Consider the following 26,820-nt stretch of genomic DNA (forward strand, 5'->3'; position numbering starts at 1 on the left):
AATACAGGAGGATCAGGTGAAGTACTTACAGCTCATAAGAAAAAAGTTACTGCCGCTGCTTCTGAGTGTGGCAGTTATAGGAAGTCAGGTTCCGGTTATGGGCGGAGACTTTGACGCAGAAGAAACAAAAGAAAGTATTGCCGCGGTATCTTCCGGGGAATCTGATGAAGAAGAGAATATTTCCGAAAGTGAAGTTACGGAAATTACAGAGGAAGCAGACGAAATCGAAGCTCCTTCTCCGGACAGTGAGCTGGAGCTTTCCGAGGAGGGAACAGCAGAAGAGTTTTCTGATTCCAAAGATGATACATTCGGAGACGGAAACAGTGAAACTGATGAAGAGGGAATCGAATATATCAAGGGACGCCCTCTTACAGAGGAAGAAGAACAGGAACAGCTGGCTCCTTTCGGTAATCTGCCCGCCTATTCCAAAGCTGTTGAGATTGGCAATGATATTTCGGAAATCCCTATGGGAAGAGCTGTTTCCTATCCATCTTATTATAATGCGGCACAGCAGGGGTATGTAACCTCCGTCAAGGATCAGAATCCATATGGAATGTGCTGGGCATTTGCGATGGCTGCTGTTCTGGAAACTTCTCTGCTGACACAGGGAGCTGGCACTTACGATCTGTCTGAGGAACATCTGGCATATTTTTTTGCAAACAGAAACAATGACCCGTTGGGAAATACTGCCGGTGATGTCAATCATCATTACGGAACCGATGATTATGGAAATGTGGACTATCATGAAGGGGGAAATGATCTCCTGGCATCCATATTTTTGAGTACCTGGTCAGGAATGACAACGGAGGAAGACGTTCCCCTGGCAACAGATTCCACACATACCCAGAAAACCGGAGTAATTCCGGATGCCTCCAAGGAATATGATGCAGTGGCATATTTGAAAAATGCATATTTTTCAGATTACTCCGTGAACGCATTGAAAAGTCTTCTGACAGCCAACAAGGCAGTTGCTGTGATGTATAATGCACAGAATGCTTATTATAATGCAAATACAGCTGCATATTCTTATCCGGAAGAAACCGATGATGTGAATCATGTGGTTACGGTTGTGGGATGGGATGATAATTATTCCGCAAAGAATTTCAATGCGTCCTCCAATGTGAAGAACAATGGCGCATGGATTGTAAAAAACAGCTGGGGAGCGAACTGGGGAAAAGACGGATATTTTTATATGTCCTATGAAGATGGTTCTCTCTGTGAACTGGTTTCTGCTACTGCGTCACGGAATCCGGAATACTCCAATAACTATTTTTATGACGGATCCTCCGGTCTTACAAGTATGAAACTGTACGAAGGGGAAAAAGTTGCGAATATTTATAAAGCCACTGCAGGTAACGGAAAGGCGGAACAGCTTGGAGAAGTAACTCTCGCAGCGATGTCAGGCAACAATTCCTATACCATACAGGTGTATACCGATCTTCAGGATTCCGGTGATCCCACCAGCGGAACACCGGCTTATGCAACGCCGTTTTCCTGTACACAGTCCATGGCTGGAGTTATGACGGTTCAGATTCCGAAAGTTGTGATCCGACAGAACAGTCTGTACTCCATTGTGGTGACAAACGCAGGAAACAGTATCGTGCAGTACTGCGTGGAAGCAAGTGCAAATTATGGATGGTGTAAATTCGAGGCATCCGTTCTGAAAGGCCAGGGATTTATTTATTATACGGACGATAATAGCTGGGATGATACTTCTATCTACAGCAGACCGTTGACACCAAGAATCAAGGCACATACCAGAACTCTGAATAACGAGGCCGAAATACAGCTCTCCAAAACATCCATGGAAATGTATGTAGGAGATATGGAAACTCTTACAGCTACTGTTACAAATTCAGAAATGACAGCTTCCGGAATCAGCTGGAAGAGTTCGGATACCAATGTTGCAACTGTCAGTGTAACAGGAACCATTACAGCGAAGCATCCGGGAACGGCAACCATATCCTGCAGTGGCAACAATGCCAAAGGAATCAAAGCTTCCTGCAAGATTACTGTGAAGCTGAAACAGACCACAGGCCTGAAGGTTTCCTACAGTGCCTACAACAAAATAAAAATAACCTGGGATTCAGTATCCGGTTGCAACCGGTATGTGATCTACCGGGGAGAAAACGGTGGAAAAAAAGTAAAACTGGCAACCATTAAATCCGATACACCAGGCTATACAGATACCACAGTAAAAACTGGAAACGTATATGCTTATAGTGTCAGGGCAGCATATGTCTATACCGGAAAAACAACGCTTTACGGAGCTTTTTCCACAACGGTATCCGGAAAGGCGGAACTTGCAAAAGCAGTGGCATCTGCCACAGCAGCCAGCGGACCGAAGAATACGGTTTCCTGGAAAAAAGTCGCCGGTGCCAGCGGATACCGGGTTTACCGCAAAATCAAAGGAAAAAACTGGGAGCGTCTTGCAGAAGTAAAAAGCAATGTGACCAGCTATCAGGATTCCAAAGTACAGGGAATTACAACGTATACCTATTCTGTGCGTGCATATCGCATTGTTGATGGAAAAAAGGTTTTCGGGGGATATCAGGCAAGTGACTATCTTCTGTCCTATCCTGCAACACAGAAGATATCCAGTGTGAAAAAAACTTCCAAGGGACTTAAAATCTGCTGGACTCCGCAGAAACGTGCGACAGCCTATGTGGTATACCGGAAGACAAAAAACAGTACATGGAAGAAAATTGCAACACTTTCCGGAGAAAACAAATCTTCATTTGAAGATAAGACGGCAAAGAAAGGTGTCACCTATTATTACGCAGTGCGCGCCGGAGTGAGAAATCCTCAGAAAAAAGTTCTCTGGGGAAGTTACGTGGCAAAATCCGCAAAAAGATAAAAAATAAAATAAACACAAAAATATAAAACTCCCGGTTTCGGCCCTTTCAGGTATGGAAACCGGGAGTTTTGGATGAATATGTGTATATGATATATCAGGCATTTCAGAAGAAAAATCAGTCGTTGTTGATGACAACGCCTTTCTGAAGCATTACATTGGCATAAAGTGCTTTCTCACTTGTGGAGATGATGCAGTATGCAGTTTTTGCTTCGTCATAGAATGCAAAACGCTCGATATTTCCGATGGCTTTCTCGCCACGCTCGTCATGTTTGGAAACGATCTCTTTATAGGTATCCCAGATCGGTGTCTCCACATCATCACCAGGCATTACTTCCATCAGGTTTACCGGATGCTCTACATAAGTATCCAGTGGGAAAAGTTTCAGGATGGCATCCAGGATCTCCGGAACGCCATGTCCGTCACAGCGGATTGTGATGGCATTTTTTCCCATGGATTCTACAGGGAAGTTTCCGTCAGCGATTACAAGACGGTCACTGTGGCCCATCTCACATAAAACTTTCAGTAATTCTGGTGATAAGATTTCAGGAATTCCTTTTAACATAATTCATATCCTCCTAAGATTATTGTGTACTTAATCGTGCCGGTAGCATCAGACGAACCTGTCCGGCCACAGGTTTGTATTGCTTTTAATTATTAATCTAACGGTATTTGGTCTTCTTTTCAAGGTAATATTTTCCTGTAAATGATGAAAATTTTATAGTTGACAGAAACGTTTCGGAGAGTTATGATGAACTCAAACAGAAACGTTTCGGTTTCTAAACCAAATGCAGAAATAATACAAAAAATAAACACAATAATTCCAAGGAGGAAAAGATTATGCCACTGGTTACATCTAAAGAAATGCTGTTAAAAGCACAGAAGGGCGGATATGCGGTAGGAGCTTTCAATGCAGAGAACATGGAAATGGTGAAAGCGATCATCCAGGCAGCTGAGGAGCTGAAAGCGCCGGTTATGATCCAGACAACACCATCTACGATTAAATATGGTACTGTTGAGACTTACGCAGCAATCGTAGCAGCAGAGGCAGCCAAGGCTTCTGTTCCGGTATGCCTTCATCTTGACCACGGCAGCAGCTTTGAACTTGCAATGCAGGCAATGCATGCAGGTTACACATCTGTCATGATCGACGGTTCCAAACTGGATTTTGAGGACAATATCAAAGAAACCAAGAGAGTTGCAGATGTAGCGGCAGCTCTGAATATCCCATGTGAGGCTGAGCTTGGTAAAGTCGGCGGTAAAGAGGACGACCTTGAGGCTGAGGCAGATACCAACACAGATCCGCAGGAAGCAAAGGAATTTGTAGAGCGCACAGGTGTTACTTCCCTGGCAGTTGCCATCGGAACTGCACATGGTTTCTATGTAGGAACACCGGTTCTTGACAAAGAGCGTTTAAGTGAGATCCGCGAAGTTGTAGATATTCCGCTTGTTCTTCACGGAGCATCCGGACTCAGTGATGAGGATGTCAGCGACTGCGTAAAACGTGGTATCTGCAAAGTTAACTTTGCAACAGAGCTTCGTGCAGCATACTCCAAGGCAGTGAAAGAGACATTTGCAGAGAACGAGAACACCATCGACCCGAAAGCATACGGAAAGAAAGCTATCCAGGCAGTGAAAGAACTGGTTGAGGCACGTATGAAAGTCTGCGGCTGCGATGGCAAGGCAGAATAAGGAATTTCAGTAAAAAGCAGAAACGGAGTGATCAGTATGGCAGCTACCATGAAAGATATTGCCAGGAGGACGGGACTTGGGCTTGCAACGATTTCCTCTTATTTTAATGGCGGAAACGTAAGAGAAAAAAACAGAGTAAAGATCGAGGAAGCCATCCAGGAACTGCACTATGAGGTCAACGAGGTGGCCAGAGGACTTAAGACCAATGCTACCAAGACCATCGGTGTGGTGATCCCGGAGCTTAACAATACCTTTTGTGCGGAGATCATCACAGAGATGGAGGATGTGCTAAGGAGTCACGGATATGCCACCATCGTCTGTGACTGCCGTACCGATAAGAAACTGGAGCGGGACGCGGTGGAATTTTTAAGCCGGAAACGAGTGGACGGGATCATCAGCATGCCGGTGGACGCCGAGGGCAATCATCTGAAAAAATTCCAGAAAATCGGGAAGCCCATCGTACTTATTGACCGCAGGATCCAGGAGCTTTCCTGTGACAGTGTCCTTGTGGACAATGAGAAGGCGGCTGAGGATGCCATGAGAGTCTTTTTTAAGGCCGGGCACCGTAAAATCGGGATCATCGGCGGCCCGGAGGGAATTTCCACAGCTCAGGAACGTCTCCAGGGGTACCGAAGCGCATATGAAAAAGAAAATCTTCCGGTACGGGAATCTCTGATCTATCACGGCGACTATACCATTCAGGGTGGCGTGAGAGGAATTGAGAAACTTGTGGCGGACAATCCGGATATGACAGCCGTATTCGTTACCAACTATGAGATGACCATGGGGGCGGTGATCGGAATGAATGAGCTGGATCTGAAAATTCCGGAACAGCTTTCCATGATCGGTTTTGATAATCTGCAGTTTGCCAGAGCCTGCAGCCCCAAGCTTACCATCGTGGCACAGCCTACATCGGGCATTGCCAGGGAAGTGGCGAGCATTATGCTGAAACGGCTGGGAGAGGCAGAGAGCGAAGAAACGGAGCCGATCACAGAGAAGCTTGGCGCGGAAATTATTATGGGGAAATCCGTGCGTGTGCTAAAGGAGAAGGAGAATTCATAATGAAACCATATTTACTTGGTATTGATATCGGCACCAGTGCCTGCAAGGTTGCGGTTTTTGAAAAGTCAGGAACCGTAGTGGCAGCAGCCAATGGTGATTATCCGGTATATTATCCGAAAGAAGGCTGGGCAGAGCAGAATCCGGAAGAATGGTGGAGTGCTGTCTGTCAGGCAGTAAAAAAAGTGATCGAAAAAGCCGGGATCCAGCCGGAGGAGATCGCAGGTATCGGCATTGACGGCCAGAGCTGGTCCGCCATTGTCATGGACAAGGACGGAAATGTTCTTACAAACACTCCGATCTGGATGGATACCAGAGCACAGTCCATCTGCGACAGACTGAACGAAGAAATCGGAGCGGACAAGATTTTTGAAGTATCCGGTAATTCTCTTCAGCCATCCTACACAACCGCAAAGATCCTCTGGTACAAAGAAAATCTCCCGGAAGTTTACGCAAAGATCGACAAGATCCTGCAGTCCAACAGCTACATTGCCTACAAACTGACCGGTGTGATGAGTCAGGATGTTTCACAGGGATACGGCCTGCACTGCTTTGACATGAGAAAAGCAGCCTGGGATGAGGAAATGTGCAAAAAACTTGGAATCCCCATGGGATTTCTTCCTGAGATCTGCGACTGTGACCATGTTGTGGGAACGGTTACAGAGAAAGCAGCAGAAGAATCCGGCCTTGCTGTGGGAACACCGGTTGTTGCCGGCGGTCTGGATGCGGCATGTGGAACGCTGGGGGCCGGAGTGATCCATCCGGGAGAGACACAGGAACAGGGCGGACAGGCCGGAGGAATGAGTATCTGCATGGACGAGTACAAGGCAGATCCCAGACTGATCCTCGGATATCACGTAGTTCCGGGACAGTGGCTCCTTCAGGGCGGCACAACCGGCGGCGGTGGTGTAATGCGCTGGTTTGAACGTGAGTTTGCAGATTATGAGCGCTCTGTAGCTGAGGAAAAAGGGTCTTCCCTGGATCAGCTCAATGAGATCGCGGAAAAAATTGCTCCAGGCAGTGACGGTGTGGTATTTCTTCCATATATGTCCGGCGAGCGTTCCCCAATCTGGAACCCGAACGCAAAAGGTGTATTCTATGGACTGGATTTTGCCAAGACCAAGGCTCATATGGTACGTGCCTGCATGGAAGGCGTGGCACTTTCCCTGAAGCACAACCTTGAGGTGGCAAAAGAGGCAGGAGCAGATGTGGAAGTTCTCCGCGCAATGGGTGGATCCGCCAACTCTCTTCTCTGGACCCAGATCAAATCCGATATTACCGGCAAACCGATCGTAGTACCGTCCTCCGATACAGCCACAACCCTTGGCGCAGCCATCCTGGCAGGTATTGGCGTTGGAATGTATCAGGATTATGATGAAGCCATCCGCCTTACCGTAAAAGAAACAAGAAGACATGAACCGAACCCGGATAACAGGGCCGTTTATGAGAAAACCTATAAAACCTATTTAAATCTCTATAAATCTCTTGAACCTATGATGAGAAATGAGGAGGAAAAATAATCATGAAAGCAGCAGTAGTAGTAGCAAATGAAGATGTCCAGTACCAGGAAGTGGAAGAACCACAGGTAACTCCGGGTCACGTAAAGATCAAAGTAAGATATTCCGGAATCTGTGGATCTGATATCCCTCGTGTATTAAACCACGGCGTACATTTTTATCCGATCGTACTTGGACATGAGTTTTCCGGTGATGTAGTGGAAGTCGGAGAAGGCGTTACCAAGGTAAAAGTCGGCGACCGTGTATCCGGTGCACCGCTTCTTCCATGTATGAAATGTGACGACTGCCAGAAAGGTAATTACTCCCTCTGCAAACATTACAGCTTCATCGGTTCCAGAGAGCAGGGAGCAAATGCGGACTATGTAGTAGTTCCTGAGAAAAATGCCGTACCGTTTGCAGACAATGTTCCATATGAGCAGGGCGCTATGTTTGAGCCTGCAACCGTAGCCATCCACGGTGTATTCCAGAATGATTACCACGGCGGTGAGTATGTGGCAATCCTGGGCGGCGGTACCGTTGGTATGTTTACCATGCAGTGGACAAAGATCTTCGGCTCCAAGAAAGTCGTAGTTTTTGATATCAGCGATGAGAGACTTGCCCTTGCAAAACGTCTCGGCGCAGATGAAGTCATCAACACAAAAGAAGAAGGCTACATGGAGAAGGCCATGGCCATCACAGGCGGCAAAGGATACGGCTTTGTATTCGAGACAGCCGGACAGGTTCCGACTATGCACATGGCATTTGAGCTTGCTGCAAACAAAGCCCATGTATGCTTTATCGGTACTCCTCATGAGAACCTTACTTTCACACCGAAACAGTGGGAGAATATGAACCGTAAAGAGTTCAAACTTACCGGTTCCTGGATGTCCTACAGTGCACCATATCCGGGACGTGAGTGGGATCTGACCGCGCATTACTTTGCAACCGGCCAGCTGAAATTTGATCCGGGCTTCATCTACAAGAAGATCCCGATGAGCCAGGCACAGGAAGCATTCCAGCTGTTCAAGACCCCGGGCCTTGTAAAAGGAAAGATCCTTCTTTCCAATGAGGAAGACTGATATGATCCTGACTGTAACGTTAAACGCTGCCATTGACAAGCGTTATGTAGTAGATGATTTTAAAGTGGGCGAAGTGAACCGGGTACGGGAATGTACCTATGTTCCCGGCGGAAAGGGACTGAATGTCTCCAAGCCGGCGTCCATTTACGGTGCCGAAGTGGTTGCCACAGGTTTTGTGGGCGGCCACGCAGGCAATTATATTGAAGATGCCCTGAAACCTTTTGGCATCAAGAGCGCTTTTTACCATGTGGACGCGGAGAGCCGTTCCTGCATCAATATCTGGGATGAAGTGAATCACGTGCAGACCGAATTCCTGGAGCCGGGATTTACTCTCACAGAGGCAGACTTTGAGGGATTTGAGAAAAAATTCCGCGAGCTTGTAAAAGACGCTTCTGTTGTTGCAATGTCCGGCAGCGTGCCCAAAGGACTTGACGGAACTGCCTATCAGCGTCTTGTGAAGATTGTCAAAGACGCAGGAAAACCGGTGATCCTGGATACCAGCGGAAAGCTTCTGGAAGAGGGAATCAAGGCAGCACCAACACTGATCAAGCCCAATATCGACGAGATCCGAATGCTTACGGGAAAGCACTGTGATGACATCAACGATATCATCGAAGCGGCAAAAGCCATCCATGCCGGTGGCGTGGAGATCGTAGCGGTTTCTCTTGGAGCAGATGGCTCCCTGGCAGTTGGCGAGGAGGGGATTTTCCGTGCGATAGTTCCGAAGATCGATGCAGTAAATACTGTAGGCTGTGGAGATTCCATGATCGCAGGTTTTGCCCTTGGATTAAGCGAGGGACTTTCCCTGGAAGAGACCCTGCGCAGGGCCAGCGCAATCTCAGCGGCAGCAGCCATGCGTGAGGAGACCGGTTTCTTTGTGATGGAAGATATGGAGAAACTTCTTCCACAGATTGAAATCAAAAAATTATAGAGGCTGTAAAACAAGTTTATAATAAGAAAAATTTTTTCATAAAAAAGGAGATGTAAAGATGGCAGAAGTTATCAATCCGGCAATCGTGCCGAAAGTGACACTTCCTTCCGGCGAACAGGTTCCATGCGTCGGAATGGGAACCTTCGGTTCCGACCGTGTATCCGCCGAGGATGTATCTGCAGCTGTTGCAGGCGCGATCCGCAGTGGTTACCGTATGTTCGACTGTGCCGCATGCTACGGAAACGAGCATGAGATCGGCCAGGTATTTAAGGATGCGTTCGACGAAGGCGTTGTAGAGCGTAAGGATCTCTTCATCATGACAAAAGTATGGAACGACATGCACAGAAGAGTAGAGGAAGCCTGTGACAAGAGCATCAAAGACCTTCAGTGTGACTATGTGGATATGTATTATATCCACTGGCCATTCCCGAACTATCATGCACCGGGATGTGATGTAGATTCCAGAAATCCGGATTCCAAGCCGTTCAGTGTTGAGGAGTTCATGGATACATACCGTCAGTGCGAGGCTCTGGTAGAAAAAGGAAAGATCCGTTACATCGGTATTTCCAACATGACCATTCCGAAACTTGAGGCAGTTCTTCCACTTATGAAGATCAAACCTGCAACCTGCGAGCTTGAGCTTCATGTATGCTTCCAGCAGCAGGAGCTTTATGATTACCTGGTAGCACATAACATCCAGCCGGTAGGTTACATGCCGATCGGTTCCCCACGCAGACCTGAGAGAGATATCTGCCCGGAGGATGTTGCAGATCTGGAAGTACCGGAAATGCAGGCAATCGCAAAAGCACATGGTGTTCACCCGGCTCTGATTGCTCTGAAATGGGCACATCAGAGAGGCGAGATCTCCATTCCGTTCTCTGTCCACAACTATGCAAGCAACCTGAAATGTGTCACAGAGGATCCCCTTACCGAGGAGGAAATGGCAACCATCGCAACTCTGGAAAAAGGCAACCGTCTTGTAAAAGGACAGGTATTCCTGTGGCATGGTGCCAAGGACTGGCATGACCTCTGGGATGAGGATGGCGTTATCGTAAAATAATAAAAGTACTGCAGTAAGATCCCGTGTCCCATATGTCGGATGCGGGATTTTTTTGTATTTAATTTGGACTAAGAAACTCCGTTGTAAATTTTAACCAAACATGTTACCATATAGAAAGAATTAACAGTTATTGTTCACAGAAAGAACAGTAATCTTTACCAATGAAAATGACAGAAACGGGGGGAGGATCTGTCAGGGGGATGTGCAATAAAAACAACAGAAACTGATCAGAGGGGGACGACAGAAATTATGTATCGTATTTTACTGGTAGATGATGAGATACTTGTTCGAGATGCGATCCGGGAGAATATTGACTGGAAAGCAATGGACTGTGAACTGGTAGGAGACTGTGATAACGGGAAGGCTGCAGCGGAATTTGTGCAGACACATCCGGTGGATATCGTGCTTACGGATATCCTTATGCCATACATGGATGGTATGGAACTGAGCCGTTTTCTCCATGATAATTATCCGGACATCGTGATCGTGATCTTTAGCGGGTTCGGAGAATTCGAGTATGCCAAGAAGGCGATCCAGTATGGTGTCAGTGAATATATGCTGAAGCCGGTGACAGCCATGGAACTTAGAAATGTTATCGGAAAAATGAAGGAGAAGGTGGACCAGCAAAGAAAAGAAAAAGAGAAGCTGGAACGTCTGACACAAACTTCCGAGAATTATCAGAAAAACGCTATTGTGATCCGTTCCAGAGCGCTGCAGGGCTTTGTGGATAATATCAAGACACGGCAGGAAAGTCTGGAAGAGCTTGCAGCACTGGGAATCAATCTTGAGGCAGCATGCTATCGTGTGGCTGTTTTTGATCTGGATCTGTATTCGGACGGCAGTCTGCTTACTGCGGAGAAACGCCAGGAGAGTGCACTGATGTCCTTTGTTCTTTTTAATATCAGTGATGAGATCATCAGCAAAGAAAAAGCAGGAGTGGCATATCAGGCCGGAAATAACAAGGTCGGTGCTCTTTTCATGGGAAACCGTACCAGAGAGTTCGAGCAGAAGATCATGGAGATCTGCAGGACGATCCAGGATAAGCTGAAGGAACTGATGTCGCTGGATGTTTCTATCGGTGTGGGAAGCTGGGCCAGGACCCAGCAGGAGCTTCGGTTATCTCATGAGCTTGCGGAGAAAGCGATCGAATACCGTTATCTTCTTGGTGGAAACCTTCTTATCAGTATGGAGGAACGGCCGGAGGAGAACCGTCTTTCCATCAAAAATCTTGTGGAGAAGCTGGTAGCTGCTCTGAAAGCGGGTAAAAAGGAAAACGCAGAGCATATTCTGGAACAGATTTCTTCTGAGATCAAGGAAGCGCGGGTGGATAAGAGCCGTGCCTGCGTGTATCTTCAGCAGATCATCCGTGCAGCAGATGAAACCTGTGAGGATATGGTTCCGGACAGCAGGCTTTTTTCCAAAAGAGATGCACTTTTGCAGCAGGTTACGGAGCAGAATTCTTTTGACAGTGCCTTTGCGCTGGTCAGAGATCATGTGGAAGAAATTTTCCAGACACTTTCCGATGCCAACAGTTCCAGCGGACAGCGACAGGCAAGGCTCGCCCTGGACTATATTCAGAAGAATTATATGGATCCGGATTTGAGTCTGAACAGCATCTGTTCCTATCTGAATATCAGTACCAGTTATTTCAGCACAATTTTTAAAGACCTTACAGGAGAAACATTCACAGAAGTTCTGATACGTACCCGAATGGAGAAAGCGAAGGAGCTTCTGGAAAATACAACCATGAAGAATTATGAAATTGCCGAAAAAGTCGGATTTGCAGACCCCCATTATTTTGGTATCTCCTTCAAAAAAATGACCGGCTGCACACCGACAGAATATGCAAGGGAGAAACGTAAATGAGAGATATCCGGTTTGCGGCAAAGATCATAGGAAAATTCAAAAGTATCCAGAGCGCGATCTTTGCGGTGGTGACGGTGCTGCTTTTAAGTGCGGTGCTGGTTATAACCGGTGTTTCTATGAGATATACCCGCAATTCTATTTTTGAAAATTCCTCTGTCTACACCCAGAATATCGTGCAGCAGATGAATCAGAATATAGATTCTTATATTGACTACATGGAAAATATTGCTTATATGATCTCCAGCAACGAGGATGTGCAGCAATATCTTTTCGGCGAAAATGTGGACGATGGCACAAGAGAACGTCTGATCAACCAGTTCAAGACAATTCTGGACGGGCGAAGTGATATCCGAAATCTGGGAATCATTGGAATTAATGGGCGGAAACTGATCAACGACGGCAAGCAGTCTGTGAATCCGGATCTGAAACTTTCCACCCAGGAGTGGTACCTGGATGCTTTGCAGAAGCCGGAAGGTCCGCTTCTTACATCTTCCCATGTACAGCATATCATCAGCGGAGAACGCCCGTGGGTAATTACTTTAAGCAGGGGCATCCGCAATTTTTCCAACAGCGGTGAAAAAGAAGGAGTCTTTTTTATTGACCTGAATTACAGTGCCATCAGTGAACTCTGTGATCAGAATACGATTGGGAAAAAGGGATATGCATTTATTCTGGATGAAAGCGGAAATATTGTATATCATCCGCAACAGCAACAGCTTTACAATGAATTGCAGACTGAGAATATCGACCTGATCGTGGAATCAAAAGAAGATACGGTGCGTACCGGAAAGGGAAACAGAGGAAAGCTGTATTCCATTTCCAGATCTAATAAAACCGGATGGACCGTTGTGGGCTGTATGAGCGTCAGCGAGCTTCTGCGAAAAAGTAATCAGGCGCAGAGTATTTATGTACTTATATCTGCACTTCTGATGATCGTGGCGCTGCTTTTTTCAAGATTTCTGGCAAAGAGTCTTACCTATCCCCTTCAGCGTCTCAGGGATTCCATGTCCAGGGTTCAGGAGGGGCATTTTGACGGAGCAGATGTGGAGATCGATTCGGAGAATGAGATCGGAAGCTTGACGAAGTCTTTTAATGTGATGACACATCGGATACAGGATCTGATGGAGCAGAATGTGAAGGAACAGGAAGCAAAGAGAAAAAGTGAGCTGAAGGCTCTTCAGTCTCAGATCAATCCGCATTTTCTCTACAATACCCTGGATTCGATCATCTGGATGGCAGAAGGCAGAAAGTACGAGGAGGTTGTTCTGATGACAGCATCCCTGGCACGTCTTCTTAGGCAGAGTATCAGTAATGAGGATGAAGTGGTTCCTCTCGCAAGGGAAGTAGAGTATGCCAAGGGTTATCTTACGATCCAGAAGATGCGTTACAAGGACAAGCTGGAATTCGAGATCGACGTAGAACCTTCTATATTAAATATCCCGCTGATCAAGCTGGTTCTCCAGCCAATTATTGAAAATGCCATCTATCATGGCCTGAAATATAAAGAGAGCAAGGGGCTTTTGCAGGTGAAAGGCTTTATGAAGGACGGAAATGCAGTCCTTCAGGTGATCGACAATGGTGTAGGTATGGATGAGGAAACACTGGAACATATTTATGATAAGCATAAGGTGAATTATCATTCCAATGGCGTTGGTGTTTATAATGTACAGAAACGTCTGCAGCTTTATTATGGAGAAAGCTACGGAATCACCTATGAAAGTGAAAAAGGTGTAGGAACAACTGCCACGATCACCATTCCGGGAATACAGGAGGAATCAATATGAAAAAACACAGAAAGCTCCTGACCTTTGGAGTGGTCATCTGCCTTGTGGCAGGACTTGTAGCCGGAATATTCTATTATAAACAGGCAGAAGAAGAAAGAAGATTATCGCTGATCTATATTCCAAAGGTTGTGGATGGTACCAACGATTTCTGGACTTCCCTGATCCAGGGAGCGGAGATGGCTGCAAAGGAATATAATGCGGATATCCGTGTATGGGCACCTGAGGAAGAGAATGATGTGGATGGGCAGAACAAGCTGATCGAAAGGGCAACAGAAGAAAAACCGGACGCGATCCTGATCTCGCCGTCCAGCTTCACTGAATCCGACCAGCTTTTGAAGAAGGCAAAGGAACAGGGAATACATATCGCATTTATTGATTCTTACACACAGGAAGAGGTCCAGGATCTTACCGTTGCGACCGATAATCTGGAAGCGGGACAGATCCTTGGCAGGTTTGCAAAGGATCTTGTGGGAACGGATGATCAGATTGCGATCGTTTCACATGTAAAGGGTGTATCTACAGCAGTTGAAAGAGAAAAAGGTTTCCGGACAGGACTTGGCAGTCTGAAGGATAATATCGTAGATGTGGTATACTGTGATTCTCGGTATGACAAGTCCTATGAGCTTACAAAAGAGCTGATGAAAAAATATCCGGATCTCAAGATGATCGCGGGAATGAATGAATATTCCTCTGTAGGTGCTGCAAGAGCAGTAAAGGCAGCAAAAGCAGAGAATCGGATCAGGGTGGTGGGAGTAGACAGCTCACAGGAGGCCGTCCAGCTGATGGAACACGGAATCTTCCAGGGAATCGTTGTACAGAAGGCATTTAAAATGGGGTATGTGGGTGTTCGGGAAACTGTTAAGATGCTACGTGGAGAAGACTATAAGAAGAATATTAATTCCGGGTGCCAGCTTGTGACTCCTGACAATATGTATACCAGTGAGATCGAAAAACTGCTTTTTCCGTTTAATACGTTAAAAACATATGGTGATCTTACACCGTAAATAGTCATAAATGCACAAAGAAAAAGGTTAAATATTTACCGTACAGTAAATATTTAACCTTTTTTTGCAAGATATTCTATTACAATTATTGACTTTTAACGGTATTATAATAACCAAGAAAACACAAGATACGTGCAAAACGTGAGGAGGGTAAAAATTGGAAAACTTAAAACAAAATCCAATCGTTAAGAAGCTCGGATTGAACAGAATACTGCTTGTCTGTGTTCTGATTCTTATGTTCCTGGTTTTTAAAGTAGTTCTTGGAAACAAGTTTCCGGCTGTTGATAGTATCAGATCTACTTTGAACTATGTGTACTTCCTGGGCTTTTTGTCACTTGGCGTTACATTCGTAATCGCTACAGGAGGAATCGATTTCTCCATCGGACCTGTAATGTTCTGCTGTGCACTGGTATCCGGTTACTGCATGACATCTTACAAGGTTCCATGTGCAGTTGCCATGATCCTTTGCATTCTGATCGGTCTCTGCTTTGGTATTTTCAATGGCTGGATGGTTTCTTACATGTCAGTGCCACCATTCATTATTTCCATGGCATCCATGAACATTGCAAAAGGTATTGCTTCTGTATTCACAAAAACACAGTCCGTAAGCTGGCCGGCAGCCAGTGAGGCAAACGGCTGGTTCCGTAATATCGTTTCCGTAAATGGCTTCCCTGTAGGAATTGTTATTTTCCTGGTAATGGCAGTTATCTGCGGTATCGTTCTTTACAACACAAAACCAGGACGTTACATCCTCTGCCTTGGATCTAACAAAGAGGCTGTCCGTCTTTCCGGTGTCAACACAAAGAAATGGGAAATGCTTGCTTATATGATCTGCGGATTCCTGGTAGGTATTGCAGCACTCTTCTTTGTAGCTACATACACAACTGTTCAGCCAGGTTATGGCGATCAGTACAACAATGAGGCTATTGCAGGCTGCGTTATGGGTGGTACATCCATGGTTGGTGGACTTGCTTCCATCGGCGGTACTGTAATCGGCGTATTTATCATCTCTCTTCTTCAGCAGGGCATTATGGCATTTGGCCTTGGTAAAGGACAGCAGATGATCATCACAGGTATCATCGTTATCGTTGCAGTTTATATCGACGTTTCTGCAAGACGCAGAAAGAACTGATCTTAGAGGGAGGATGCGACAATGGGTGAAGTTATTTTAACTATGAAGGACATTGATAAGTCCTTTCCTGGAGTTCATGCTCTGGATCACGTTAATTTCGAAGTAAAACGCGGCGAAGTACATGCACTTATGGGAGAAAATGGTGCCGGTAAATCAACACTGATGAAGGTTCTTACCGGTATTTATCAGAAGGATTCAGGTTCCATCGTTTACAAAGGACAGGAAACAGAATTCCACAATACACGTGAGGCACAGGATGCCGGCGTTGTAATCGTACATCAGGAGCTGAACATGGTAGGTGATCTTACTGTTGCTCAGAACATCTTCATCGGACGTGAGCCGAAGAAGGGTTTCCGCATTGATGACAAAAAGATGATCGAGGATTCCAAAAAGCTTTTTCAGGATCTGAACATTGAGATCAATCCGAAAGAAAAGATGAAAAACCTGACAGTCGGAAAACAGCAGATGTGTGAGATCGCAAAAGCAATTTCCCATAAAGCTGAGGTTATCATTTTTGATGAGCCTTCCGCAGCACTGACAGAGAAAGAGATCGCGGACCTGTTCGAGATCATCCGTGACCTTCGTAAGAAGAATCTTGGTATCGTATATATCTCTCACCGTATGGATGAGATCAAGACCATCACAGACCGTGTAACCGTTATGCGAGATGGTGGATATGTAGGAACTCTGATCACAAAAGACAGTACAAAAGAAGATATCATCAACATGATGGTTGGTCGTGTTATTTATGAAGATCCGAAACAGCAGAGTGCAGTTCCGGCAGATGCACCGGTAGTTCTTAAGGTTGAACATCTGAACGCAGGAAAGATGGTTCAAGATGTAAGCTTTGAACTGAAGAAAGGTGAGATCCTTGGTTTCTCAGGACTAATGGGGGCAGGACGTACCGAGACAGCCAGAGCACTGTTCGGAGCAGACCCGAAACAGAGTGGTAAGATCTCTGTTATGGGTAAAGATGGACAGCTTCACGAAGTTACCATCAACAGCCCGCAGGATGCTGTTAAATACGGTATCGGTTATCTGTCAGAGGACAGAAGAAGATACGGCTGTGTTGTACAGAAATCTGTAACAGAGAATACAACACTGGCAACAATGGAAGAGTTTACCAATGGTATTTTTATCAACAAGGCAAAAGAGAAACAGGTTGCAGAGAAATATGTAAATGAGCTTGCAACAAAGACACCGACCACCGATCAGCTGGTAGTAAACCTTTCCGGTGGTAACCAGCAGAAGGTTGTTATTGCTAAATGGCTGACACGAGACAGCGATATCCTTATTTTCGATGAGCCGACAAGAGGTATCGATGTTGGTGCCAAGAACGAAATCTACAAATTAATGAACAGACTGGCAGCAGAAGGCAAATCCATTATCATGATTTCTTCTGAGATGACGGAAGTTCTCCGAATGAGTGACCGTATCATCATCATGTGTGAGGGTAAAGTTACCGGATGTATTGATATCTCCGAGGCAACCCAGGAAAACATCATGGACAAGGCCACACGGAATATCAATTAAGGAGGAAAGTCATGACTAAGAAGAAAAAAAGTATTTTAAGTGATCAGAGATTTATTGTTTTGCTCGTTATCATTGTCCTGTGTGCAATATTCTCAGGCTTGAGTAAAGAATTCAGACAGTACACCACGATCCTGAGTATGCTGGATTTCTCATATTACGATCTTCTTATGGCGATCGGAGTTACATTCCCGCTTATCACTGGTGGTGTTGACCTGTCAATCGGAACTGGTATGGTAGCATACGCACTGATCGGCGGAACACTGATCAGAAACAACAATTGCCCGGTAGCTCTGGCAATGCTGATCTGTATTGTTCTTGGTATCGCAGTCGGTGCACTGAACGGTGTACTGATCGGTGTTATGAACCTGCCGCCATTTTTGGCAACACTTTGTACCTGTATGATTACCCGTGGTGCCGGATCTCTCTGCAGTGCGACACCTTGGCCGGGACTTACACAGCCGGGCGGATGGTTCCATACCATCTTCAAGGTAACAGTTGGTACAGGAAGAAGCGCTTCCCGTTATCCACTTGGTTTCCTCTGGATGATCATCCTGGTACTGGTTATGGAGTACATCCTGAACCACACAAAATTCGGTCGTTATACAATTGCAATCGGTTCCAACAAAGAGGCAGCAGCCCTTTCCGGAATCAATACAAAGTTCTATCACGTAATGGTATACGTTGTCTGCGGTCTGTTTACAGGTCTTGCGGCAATCGCATACGCAGCAGTAACACCTACTGTACAGCCTGGTACTGGTGCCGGACTTGAGATGGATGCTATCGGTGGTGTATTCGTTGGTGGTGTAGCAGCTACCGGTGGATATGGTTCCGTAATCGGTACATTCGTTGGTATCTTCGTCATCATGCTTCTGAAAACAGGTCTTCCATACATCGGCCTGCAGGCAAACTGGCAGCAGATCATCACAGGTATCGTTCTGATCGTAGCCGTTCTGATCGATATCCTGAAAGAGAAAAAAGCAGCACACTAATATTAAGAAGTGTGGTACAATAAGCAAGGATACTGTTCACAGAGAAATGTGAACAGTATCCGATAATCAAAGATGTGAAACGCCAAGGGGTAGCAATGGCGTATGAACATAAAAAAACTATATAATATATTTTAAGGAGGAAATATTATATGAAAGCAAAAAAGGTTATGGCATTAATGCTCTGTGCAGCAATGGTAACAAGCATGAGCGCAACAGCAGCTTTTGCAGCTGAGGAGAAAGAAGATGCAGCAACAGAGGAATCCGCAGATTCCACAGCAGCTGAGGATCCTACCGCACAGTTCGACGGACTGAAAGCAAACGAAGCTTATGAGTTCCCGATGATGGTTAAATCTTTCCAGTCCACATACTGGGATGCAGCTCAGGAAGGTATGAAAAAAGCATCTGAGGAGCTGGGCGTTACTTATAAACCACAGGGACCGAACAGTGAGTCCGATATCGCTGACCAGGTTAACATGATCAACACAGCTATCGCTTCCAATCCTGTTGGATTAGGACTTGCAGCTTGTGATACATCTTCTGTTACAGATGCACTTAAGACATGTGCAGAAAAAGGAATCCCGGTTGTAACATTCGATACAGGTATCGCTGATGCTCCGGAAGGATCTGTAGTATGCGAGGTTTGTACAGACAACGCACAGGCTGGTGCAGTAGCAGCTGAGAATATGTACAACTCCATTAAAGACGTTGTTAAAGATGCTGACGGACAGGTTATCATCGGTGAGGTTAACCAGGATGCAACAGCTCAGAACATTCAGCAGCGTGGTACTGGATTCATCAACAAGATGATCGAGCTTCTTCAGGCTGATGGCAAGACTGTAGCAGTAAGCGGTAACGAGTTCTATGTTAACGCAGCAGAGGGTGCTGATGCTGATGCTAAAGACGCAGACGTTGTTATCCAGGTAGCTGTTCCGGCACAGACAACTGTAGAGCTTTGCTCCACAGAGGCTCAGGCAATCCTTTCCCAGGAGAACTGTATCGCAGTATTCGGTTCTAACCAGGTTTCCGCAGAGGGTGTTCTTGCAGCAAATGCTAACCTCAACGTTCTTGGTTCTGACCCGGCAAACGGTGATGTAGTTGGTGTTGGTTTCGATGCTGGTTCTATCATCAAAGCAGCTGTTAAAGATGGCACATTCATCGGTGCTGTTACACAGTCTCCTCTTATGATGGGATACTATGCAATCTACGCTCTGACAGCAGCAGCAAACGGCCAGGAGCTTCAGGATGTTCCTACAGACGGTTACTGGTATGATGCAACAAATATGGAAGACGAGGATATTGCTCCTAACCTTTATGACTAATCATATAATCGATCAGATCGTGAAGTTGTAATGAACGCGGATTGCGTTCACGAACGTAAAAATAAGAGATCCGCTGGCTGATTCAGTCAGCGGATTTTTTAAACAAATAATGCAGTAGTTCATAAATAATCGCTGTATTATTTGCAAATAAAGACACTTTTTTTGACAAAAGAGGTTCTTATCACCGGAAGGATCCTGATGTATGATAAATACAACATCAGATATGAAAGTGATCAGAAGCTTACATATTGAGGAGGATTTAAAAATGGCAACATATTATTTAGCAGTAGATATCGGAGCATCCAGCGGACGTCACATTCTGGGACATATGGAAAACGGAAAAATGATCCTGGAAGAAATCTATCGTTTTGAGAACGGCATGGTTAAGAAAGACGGAGAGCTCTGCTGGGAGTTTGACCGCCTTTTCAACGAGATCGTAAACGGTCTTAAGAAATGTAAAGAGATCGGCAAGATCCCGGTAAGCATGGGTGTTGATACCTGGGGTGTTGACTTTGTGCTTCTTGACAAGAACGACAAGGTTCTTGGCAATACAGTAGGCTACCGTGATCATCGTACAGAGGGAATGGACGAGGAAGTTTACAAGACAATTTCCCTGAAAGATCTGTATGCAAGAACCGGTATCCAGAAAGCAATCTTCAACACTGTATATCAGCTGATGGCAGTTAAGAAGAAACATCCGGAGTATCTGGAGCAAGCGGAGACACTTCTTCATGTACCGGATTACTTCCATTTCCTTCTTACAGGAGAGAAGACCTGCGAATATACAGAGGCAACAACAGGACAGCTTGTCTGCCCGACAACCAAGGACTGGGATTATGAGCTGATCGATATGCTGGGATATCCGAAAAAGATCTTCCAGAAGCTGATCATGCCTGGTACAAGCATCGGACATTTAACAGACGCAGTAAAAGAAGCAGTTGGCTTTGATCTTGAGGTTGTAGCACCGGCTACCCACGATACAGGATCTGCAGTACTTGCTGTTCCTGCAAATGACGACGATTTCATTTACATCAGCTCCGGAACATGGTCTCTGATGGGAATCGAGAGAAAAGAGGCAGACTGCTCAGAGAAGAGCTGTGAGATGAACTTCACAAACGAGGGTGGATACGCAGGACGTTTCCGTTACCTGAAGAACATCATGGGTCTCTGGATGATCCAGTCTGTACGTCATGAATTTGATGACGCATACAGCTTTGCTCAGATCTGTGAGATGGCTGAGGAAGCAAAAGATTTCCCGTCAAGAGTAGATGCAAACGATGAGTGCTTCCTTTCTCCTGAGAATATGACAAAAGAGGTTCAGGACTACTGCCGCAGAACAGGACAGAAGGTTCCGGAAACTCTTGGTGAGATCGCAACCGTTATCTACACAAGCCTTGCAGAGTGCTATGCAAAGATAGCCAAAGAGCTTGAGGAGATGACAGGAAGAACCTACAGCCGTATCCATATCGTAGGCGGTGGTTCCAATGCAGGATACTTAAATGAGCTGACTGCAAAAGCTACAAAGAAAGAAATCCATGCAGGCCCTGGTGAGGCTACTGCAATCGGTAATATCACAGCACAGATGCTGAAGGCCGAGGAGTTTAAAACGATCGAGGAGGCTCGTACAACCATCCATGAGTCCTTCGGTATCAAAGTATACAAAGCATAAATAAAAATAATTGGAGGTTTTATTATGTTAGTTAACACAAAGGCAAAAGTTGGTGTATTTTCAATTGCTTTAGGCGCATATCTTCCGCAGTTCCCGTCACTGGTGCCGGAATTTGAGGCACAGTACGACGCATTCAAGAAAACAATCCCGGATACAGTAGAGATCGTTGACGGCGGAATGGTGACAACAAAAGAGCAGGCAATGGTGGCAGGAGATAAGTTCCGTGCAGCAGATGTTGACCTTGTATTTCTTCAGATGCTGACATACGCAACATCCTACAACATGCTTCCGGCGATCCGTGATCTGGATGTTCCGGTTGTTCTTGTAAACGTTCAGAAGATCAAAGCGCTGGATTATGAGCACACTGACATTGCCTCCTGGCTGGGTGAAGGCTATGCATGCGGTGCTGTAGGCGAGGCAGTAGCTGACCTTGAGAGAGCCGGCAAGAGACATGCCGTTATCACAGGTGTTGTAGAAGGCGGAGATCCTGCAGTTCAGGCTGAGATCGAAGACTGGTGCAAAGCTGCTCAGGTAAGAAGAAGATTCCGTGAGACTAACATTGCTCAGATCGGAAGACCATATCCAGGTATGATGGATCTTTACATTGATGAGACAAACCTCTATAACAGAATGTTCCTCTACACCAAACAGTTTGACTGGGAGAAAATGTGGGCAATCGCTGACGATATCACAGACGAGGAAGCAATCCGTGCAAAAGCACAGGATATCCTTGATACCTTTGAGATCGAGGGCGGCGGCACAATCGAAAAAGTATGGGATATGGCAAAATACGTAGTTGCTTTCGAGGAGTGGGTAAAAGACGAGCATCTTGGAATGATCGCTTCCCATTACGATGGATTTGCACAGGGTAAAGCTGGTGTCCTTGACAGTATGCTGATCCCGGCATTCTCCATGCTGATCAAACAGGGTACTGCATGCGCTGTAGAGGGTGACATGAAAGTTGCCATGGCAATGAGTATCTTAAAGACAATTTCCGGTACAGGCCAGCTTTCTGAGATGTACTCCATCGATTTCAACGATGACATCTGCATCATTGGACATTCCGGAAGTGGAGATGCTGACATCTCCGACAAGAAACCAACCATGAAAATCGTGCCGGTATTCCACGGCAAAACAGGCGGCGGATACCTGACACAGTTTTATCCATACACAGGCCCTGTAACCTACCTTGCGATCACTCAGGATAAAGACGGAAACTTCAAGTTCGTTGTAGCTGAGGGTGTAAACGAGGAAGGACCGATCCTTTCCTTCGGTGATACAAACATGAGAACACGTTTCACATGTGGCGCAAGAGAATTTGTAAATCGCTGGAGCGAGGCTGGCCCGACACATCACATGGCAGCTGCTACAGGAAGACACATCGACACAATCCTGAAAGTTGCAAAAATCTTCAACGTACCGGTAGATATCGTAACAAGATAATTATCAGTACCATAAAAAACGATAAATTCTTTCTTATAACCAACCTAAAACATATTCAAAAAAAGGAGACTGCAAATGCGGTCTCCTTTCCTTTTTTGATGGAAAATTTCTTATTTCTTATGCATCATTTTATGCTCTTTTGTAAGTTCGTCATGGAGCTGAATGGAAGACCAGTGCTGGGTCACAGGGGTGAGCATGGCTTTTAACGAAACCGAAGGAATCGCTTCTTCCCGGAAAAAAGCCAGGAACGCATCCATCTGCTCACTGGAAAAATTGTTCAGCACCATCATCTCATCACTGAAATTTTTGCCCAGATTAAACTGTGTGGAGGGCTGAAATCCCGGAAGTTCAAAGAGATAACCCAGAGGATGCAGAAACTCCGGTGGGGTGACGATCCGCACGTTTACTTTCTGACGGTTCAGATAGCGGCGGATGATCCGGAGACGGTCCGGATCATTGAAATTATATAGAAGTACTGTTGGTTGTGTATTCATAAGTAGGATACCTCCTGTAAATTACTCTTCTCTGTGTGCTGGAAAACGGATCTCCACTTCTGTCCCTTCGCCGGGATTGCTGGAATAGATAAGCCCATAATCCTTTCCATAAAGAATCTGAAGTCGCCGGTGTGTGTTGTAAACGGCAATGTTGGTGCCGCCGGACTGGCTGTTTCCCTTTCCGGAGAGAATTGTTGAAAGGATTTCCGGGGGAATTCCCACGCCGTCATCGGAAATCAGAAGAACGATGTCTTCGTTTTCCATCCATCCGGTAATGACAATGGTTCCGGATTTTGATTCTTTTTCCAGAATTCCGTGAAGAATGGAATTCTCCACAACCGGCTGAAGAGTCAGCTTCGGGATCTGGTATTCAGACAATTCATCCGGAATATCCGTGATCAGTTCAATACTGTCATGGTAACGCATATTCTGGAGCTGTACATAGATTGTCACATGTTCCAGCTCTCTGGCAATTGTGGAAATTCCTTTTTTGCGGCTGAGCGTCAGTTTATAAAAACGGGAAAGACTCTGTACTGCATGGCTGATTTCTTCTGTCTGTCCCTGCAGCGCCATCCAGTTGATCATGTCCATGGTGTTATAGAGAAAATGTGGATTGATCTGCGCCTGAAGGGAATTAAACTCCGCAATTCGGAGATCTTCTGCAGCTTTTGCCTGCTTTTCCATCAGTTCGTACATTTTTCTGGTCATATAGTTGTAGGTGTCAATCAGATCACCGATCTCATCATGTGCCTGTGGACTTTCCATGGGAGTTGGCGGTCCATGGCGGACAGTCTGCATCTGCCGGATTACCGAAGAGAGTCTTCCGGTAATGGAATGAGCCAGTACATTGGCAAAAATAAGGGCCAGAACAAGAAAACCGGCATAAAGCAACGCAATCTGAAGCATCAGATGATTGCTTTCGTGGATCAGTGGCGGAGCAGGAAGGATCGTAACCATAAACCAGTCCGTGTTGGAAATGCTGTAAAAACCGGCATAAACTTTTGTGTCCAGAATGTTCCGTTCAATGAAGTTGTTGGATGACATGAAGGACTCTTTGATAGTGTCGTAATCCAGCCGGTAAATTCCGGATAAGGACTGATCCGAGGTTGCAACAATGGCATCACGTTCGTTTACAATATAGGAGACACTTCCTTCCAGAGAAAGATTGTCGGAAAGAATGGAATTCAGTTTGCTGTCGGAAAAATATACTGCCAGATAAGCTTTATAGGCATTGGAATGATAATAAAGACTTAAAGGACAGATATACGCCATATCTCCGTAATTCTTTTTTTCCTGGGAACCAAGGTAAAAAGAAGGACAGAACATTTCCTGGTTTTCCCGGTTACCCTGAAAGATTCCGTACCAGTAAGTTCCTTTGGCCTGGCTGATAGGAGCCAGAATATTTTCTGTATTTGGATCATCATCCAGTGTTTCCAGTTCTTCCGGAAAATCCACGTAGATCCGTACATCCGTCACAATCGAATCGGTAGTGAGACGGCGGATGGCATTTTTGAAATCAATGGCATGGTTGGAAGAAGCCAGTTCTTTGGCGGAATCACTGACCGGCATATAAAACAGTTCCTGAAAAAAGGTCTGCCCTGTAATATTCCGGGTAGTAGCGAGGATCGTATCCATGGTTCGTTCGATCAGTGGCGCTGTTTTTGCGGAAGCATCCTGCTCCTGGCGAATGGTGTTGGACACCACCATGTTATAAAGCTTTCCATAAAAAAGAAATACAGTGAGAAAAGCAGGAAGTACCACGATGCTGATCAGCGCAATGGTAAATTTTGTCTGAAGTCTTAAGTTCAGATAGCCGTTTTTGAAGCGGCGCCAGAGGGCCCTCATGACATTTTCTCCCGGTATTCCGATGGGGAAAAGCCGGAGTATTTTTTGAAACTTTTTCCAAAATAATTTCCGTCCGTATATCCTACTTTGGAAGAAATCTCAGAAATCTTGTATCTGGGATCGGAAAGCAGCTGCTTGGCTTTTTCCATCCGGTATTCCGTCAGATACTGATTGAGAGTCTGTCCGGTCTCACTTTTGAAAAAGGTGCACACATAAGAAGCAGAAAGATACACATGGCTGCTGATATCTTTTACGGAAAGGGTATCATTCATGTAGTTCCGGCTGATGTAATCTTTGATCATAAAGATTGTGGAATTTTCCGGCTGGGAATTCTTTGCGTCTTCAAAATACTGTGCGGTTTTTTCTTTCAGAGATTCGTGGAGTTCTTCATAAGTAAAAGCATTGTCCAGAGTATCTACGATGAGATCCTGTTTTTCGTGGAAACCGGATTCCACCTGATTCTTTTTGCGAGCGGCGGAAAGTATGCTGAACAGCTGGTAATAAAGATCACGGATCTGGTTGGGCATAAAAGTAAGGTTTCCATTATAGTAGCCAAAAAGTTCTTCAAGAAACTGTCCGCAAGGTTCTTCCTCACCGGAGAGAAGATATTTGGAAAAAGTGCTTTCCGGGGATTGCAGAGTACCTGGAAGGGGCGGTTTGGGAGGCTGCTGATTTACGATATCTTCTGTGAGAAAGGTTTCTGCCGGAAAGAAAAAACAGTTCTGCAGAAGAATGACAGCAGAGGCATAGGACTGGTAAACTTTGGAAATATCGGTTACTGTGTTTCCGGCTGCAATCATATGTTTTCCGCAGGTACTGTACTGCCTGGAAATATAGCTTCCCACAGCGGAAAGTGTAGTTGGCGAAATCGGATTACTTCCATATATATGGTATACCAGATACTGTACCCGTTTTTCTGCAAATAGGCATTTCAGATGGTAATGTGCCAGGAAACGGGCAATCTCACGGTGGATATCTTCCAGAACCGCACTGGAAGATTCGGCGGTATTATTCAGTTTTACGATTATGGAGGTAAAATTTATTCCCGAATCCAGAAGTTCAGGATTTCCAAGCTCCAGGCACAGATCCACAATTTCCTGATTCGAGGAAGTGGAAGGAACGGTAAGCTTCAGTGCCAGCCTGGTAGAAGTTTCAAGGGAATGAAGGGCTTCGCCGCGGTGAGAGCGGAGTTTCTGTTTATAAAGGGACTGTGCCTCCAGGATCGCTTCCCGTATTTCCTCAGGATTTAAAGGTTTTTCAATGTAATTGACTGCTTTTAGTTTGATGGCGGCTTTTAGATATTCTTTATCTGAGTAACCGCTCATGAAGATAGGAATGCAGTCTGGCAGAATCTTCTCCAGACGTTCCAGCATGGCGATACCTGTCATCCGCGGCATCCGCACATCGCAGAGAATGATCTCAGGCTTATGCAGCCTGGCCATTTCCAGTCCGTTCATTCCATCGTCTGCCTGAAGGATTTCTGTGATCCCCAGACTCTCCCAGTCAATGGATGAGACAAGCCCGGTACGTGTAAGTTCCTCGTCATCAACGATCAGTAATTTCATATAGGA

At 45.6% G+C, this 26,820-nt stretch carries 20 protein-coding genes; 16 read left to right on the plus strand and 4 right to left on the minus strand.

Going from position 1 to position 26,820, the window contains the following annotated elements; genetic code table 11:
* Positions 1 to 16: 16 nt before the first annotated feature.
* Positions 17 to 2,857: a C1 family peptidase gene (locus G5B06_RS00915; RefSeq protein WP_173761827.1), complete on the plus strand. Its 2,841-nt coding sequence runs from the start codon at positions 17 to 19 to the stop codon at positions 2,855 to 2,857.
* Between the two features lie 115 nt (positions 2,858 to 2,972).
* Here G5B06_RS00915 and G5B06_RS00920 read toward each other — a convergent pair whose 3' ends face one another.
* Positions 2,973 to 3,419, minus strand: a complete 447-nt coding sequence (locus G5B06_RS00920) for an RbsD/FucU family protein (protein ID WP_021977839.1) — start codon at positions 3,417 to 3,419, stop codon at positions 2,973 to 2,975.
* A gap of 275 nt (positions 3,420 to 3,694) precedes the next feature.
* Here G5B06_RS00920 and G5B06_RS00925 point away from each other — a divergent pair, with 275 nt between their 5' ends.
* The 15 genes from G5B06_RS00925 to G5B06_RS00995 all read left to right on the plus strand — a co-directional run bounded on the left by G5B06_RS00925 (position 3,695) and on the right by G5B06_RS00995 (position 22,910).
* Positions 3,695 to 4,546, plus strand: coding sequence for a class II fructose-bisphosphate aldolase (locus G5B06_RS00925; RefSeq protein ID WP_118061953.1), 852 nt, complete (start codon positions 3,695 to 3,697; stop codon positions 4,544 to 4,546).
* 36 nt (positions 4,547 to 4,582) lie between these two features.
* Entirely contained in the window at positions 4,583 to 5,608 is a 1,026-nt protein-coding gene (locus tag G5B06_RS00930) for a LacI family DNA-binding transcriptional regulator (RefSeq protein WP_173761828.1), read from the plus strand.
* Positions 5,608 to 7,125, plus strand: coding sequence for a xylulokinase (gene xylB / locus G5B06_RS00935; protein ID WP_173771141.1), 1,518 nt, complete (start codon positions 5,608 to 5,610; stop codon positions 7,123 to 7,125). Before G5B06_RS00930 ends, xylB begins: the two co-directional genes overlap by 1 nt.
* Positions 7,126 to 7,127: 2 nt before the next feature.
* Positions 7,128 to 8,180 carry a galactitol-1-phosphate 5-dehydrogenase gene (locus tag G5B06_RS00940; RefSeq protein WP_021977843.1) on the plus strand — a complete coding sequence of 351 codons (1,053 nt, stop codon included), beginning with the start codon at positions 7,128 to 7,130 and terminating at the stop codon, positions 8,178 to 8,180.
* Between the two features lies 1 nt (position 8,181).
* Positions 8,182 to 9,111 carry a 1-phosphofructokinase gene (pfkB, locus tag G5B06_RS00945; protein ID WP_021977844.1) on the plus strand — a complete coding sequence of 310 codons (930 nt, stop codon included), beginning with the start codon at positions 8,182 to 8,184 and terminating at the stop codon, positions 9,109 to 9,111.
* A gap of 58 nt (positions 9,112 to 9,169) precedes the next feature.
* The gene (locus G5B06_RS00950) at positions 9,170 to 10,171 is read left to right on the plus strand and encodes an aldo/keto reductase (protein WP_173761829.1); all 1,002 of its coding nucleotides are present in this window, start codon (positions 9,170 to 9,172) and stop codon (positions 10,169 to 10,171) included.
* A 249-nt stretch (positions 10,172 to 10,420) separates the two neighbouring features.
* Positions 10,421 to 12,037 carry a response regulator gene (locus G5B06_RS00955; protein ID WP_173761830.1) on the plus strand — a complete coding sequence of 539 codons (1,617 nt, stop codon included), beginning with the start codon at positions 10,421 to 10,423 and terminating at the stop codon, positions 12,035 to 12,037.
* The gene (locus G5B06_RS00960) at positions 12,034 to 13,821 is read left to right on the plus strand and encodes a cache domain-containing sensor histidine kinase (protein ID WP_173761831.1); all 1,788 of its coding nucleotides are present in this window, start codon (positions 12,034 to 12,036) and stop codon (positions 13,819 to 13,821) included. The genes G5B06_RS00955 and G5B06_RS00960 overlap by 4 nt, the downstream gene beginning before the upstream one ends.
* Complete coding sequence (locus tag G5B06_RS00965) at positions 13,818 to 14,825, plus strand: substrate-binding domain-containing protein (RefSeq protein ID WP_173761832.1); 1,008 nt, start codon at positions 13,818 to 13,820, stop codon at positions 14,823 to 14,825. The genes G5B06_RS00960 and G5B06_RS00965 overlap by 4 nt, the downstream gene beginning before the upstream one ends.
* A gap of 157 nt (positions 14,826 to 14,982) precedes the next feature.
* Positions 14,983 to 15,957, plus strand: a complete 975-nt coding sequence (locus tag G5B06_RS00970; RefSeq protein ID WP_118070955.1) for an ABC transporter permease — start codon at positions 14,983 to 14,985, stop codon at positions 15,955 to 15,957.
* Positions 15,958 to 15,978: 21 nt separating this feature from the next.
* Entirely contained in the window at positions 15,979 to 17,490 is a 1,512-nt protein-coding gene (locus G5B06_RS00975) for a sugar ABC transporter ATP-binding protein (protein WP_173761833.1), read from the plus strand.
* An 11-nt stretch (positions 17,491 to 17,501) separates the two neighbouring features.
* Entirely contained in the window at positions 17,502 to 18,479 is a 978-nt protein-coding gene (locus G5B06_RS00980) for an ABC transporter permease (RefSeq protein WP_173771143.1), read from the plus strand.
* Positions 18,480 to 18,628: 149 nt separating this feature from the next.
* Positions 18,629 to 19,798 carry a substrate-binding domain-containing protein gene (locus G5B06_RS00985; protein ID WP_059086069.1) on the plus strand — a complete coding sequence of 390 codons (1,170 nt, stop codon included), beginning with the start codon at positions 18,629 to 18,631 and terminating at the stop codon, positions 19,796 to 19,798.
* A gap of 265 nt (positions 19,799 to 20,063) precedes the next feature.
* Positions 20,064 to 21,467, plus strand: a complete 1,404-nt coding sequence (gene rhaB, locus G5B06_RS00990; RefSeq protein WP_173761835.1) for a rhamnulokinase — start codon at positions 20,064 to 20,066, stop codon at positions 21,465 to 21,467.
* A 24-nt stretch (positions 21,468 to 21,491) separates the two neighbouring features.
* On the plus strand, positions 21,492 to 22,910 hold the full coding sequence (locus G5B06_RS00995) for an arabinose isomerase (protein WP_173761836.1): 1,419 nt from the start codon (positions 21,492 to 21,494) through the stop codon (positions 22,908 to 22,910).
* 110 nt (positions 22,911 to 23,020) lie between these two features.
* Here the strand turns inward: G5B06_RS00995 and G5B06_RS01000 are convergent, their stop codons facing one another.
* From G5B06_RS01000 to G5B06_RS01010, 3 genes are read right to left on the minus strand one after another with little or no spacing between them, the layout of a single operon-like run.
* Complete coding sequence (locus tag G5B06_RS01000; RefSeq protein WP_148444941.1) at positions 23,021 to 23,404, minus strand: DUF3783 domain-containing protein; 384 nt, start codon at positions 23,402 to 23,404, stop codon at positions 23,021 to 23,023.
* Positions 23,405 to 23,425: 21 nt separating this feature from the next.
* Positions 23,426 to 25,249 carry a sensor histidine kinase gene (locus G5B06_RS01005; protein ID WP_148444940.1) on the minus strand — a complete coding sequence of 608 codons (1,824 nt, stop codon included), beginning with the start codon at positions 25,247 to 25,249 and terminating at the stop codon, positions 23,426 to 23,428.
* Complete coding sequence (locus G5B06_RS01010) at positions 25,246 to 26,814, minus strand: response regulator transcription factor (RefSeq protein WP_173761837.1); 1,569 nt, start codon at positions 26,812 to 26,814, stop codon at positions 25,246 to 25,248. The genes G5B06_RS01005 and G5B06_RS01010 overlap by 4 nt, the downstream gene beginning before the upstream one ends.
* Positions 26,815 to 26,820 lie beyond the last annotated feature (6 nt).

Origin of the sequence: Blautia luti (assembly GCF_013304735.1) — a bacterium.
GTDB lineage: Bacteria > Bacillota > Clostridia > Lachnospirales > Lachnospiraceae > Blautia_A.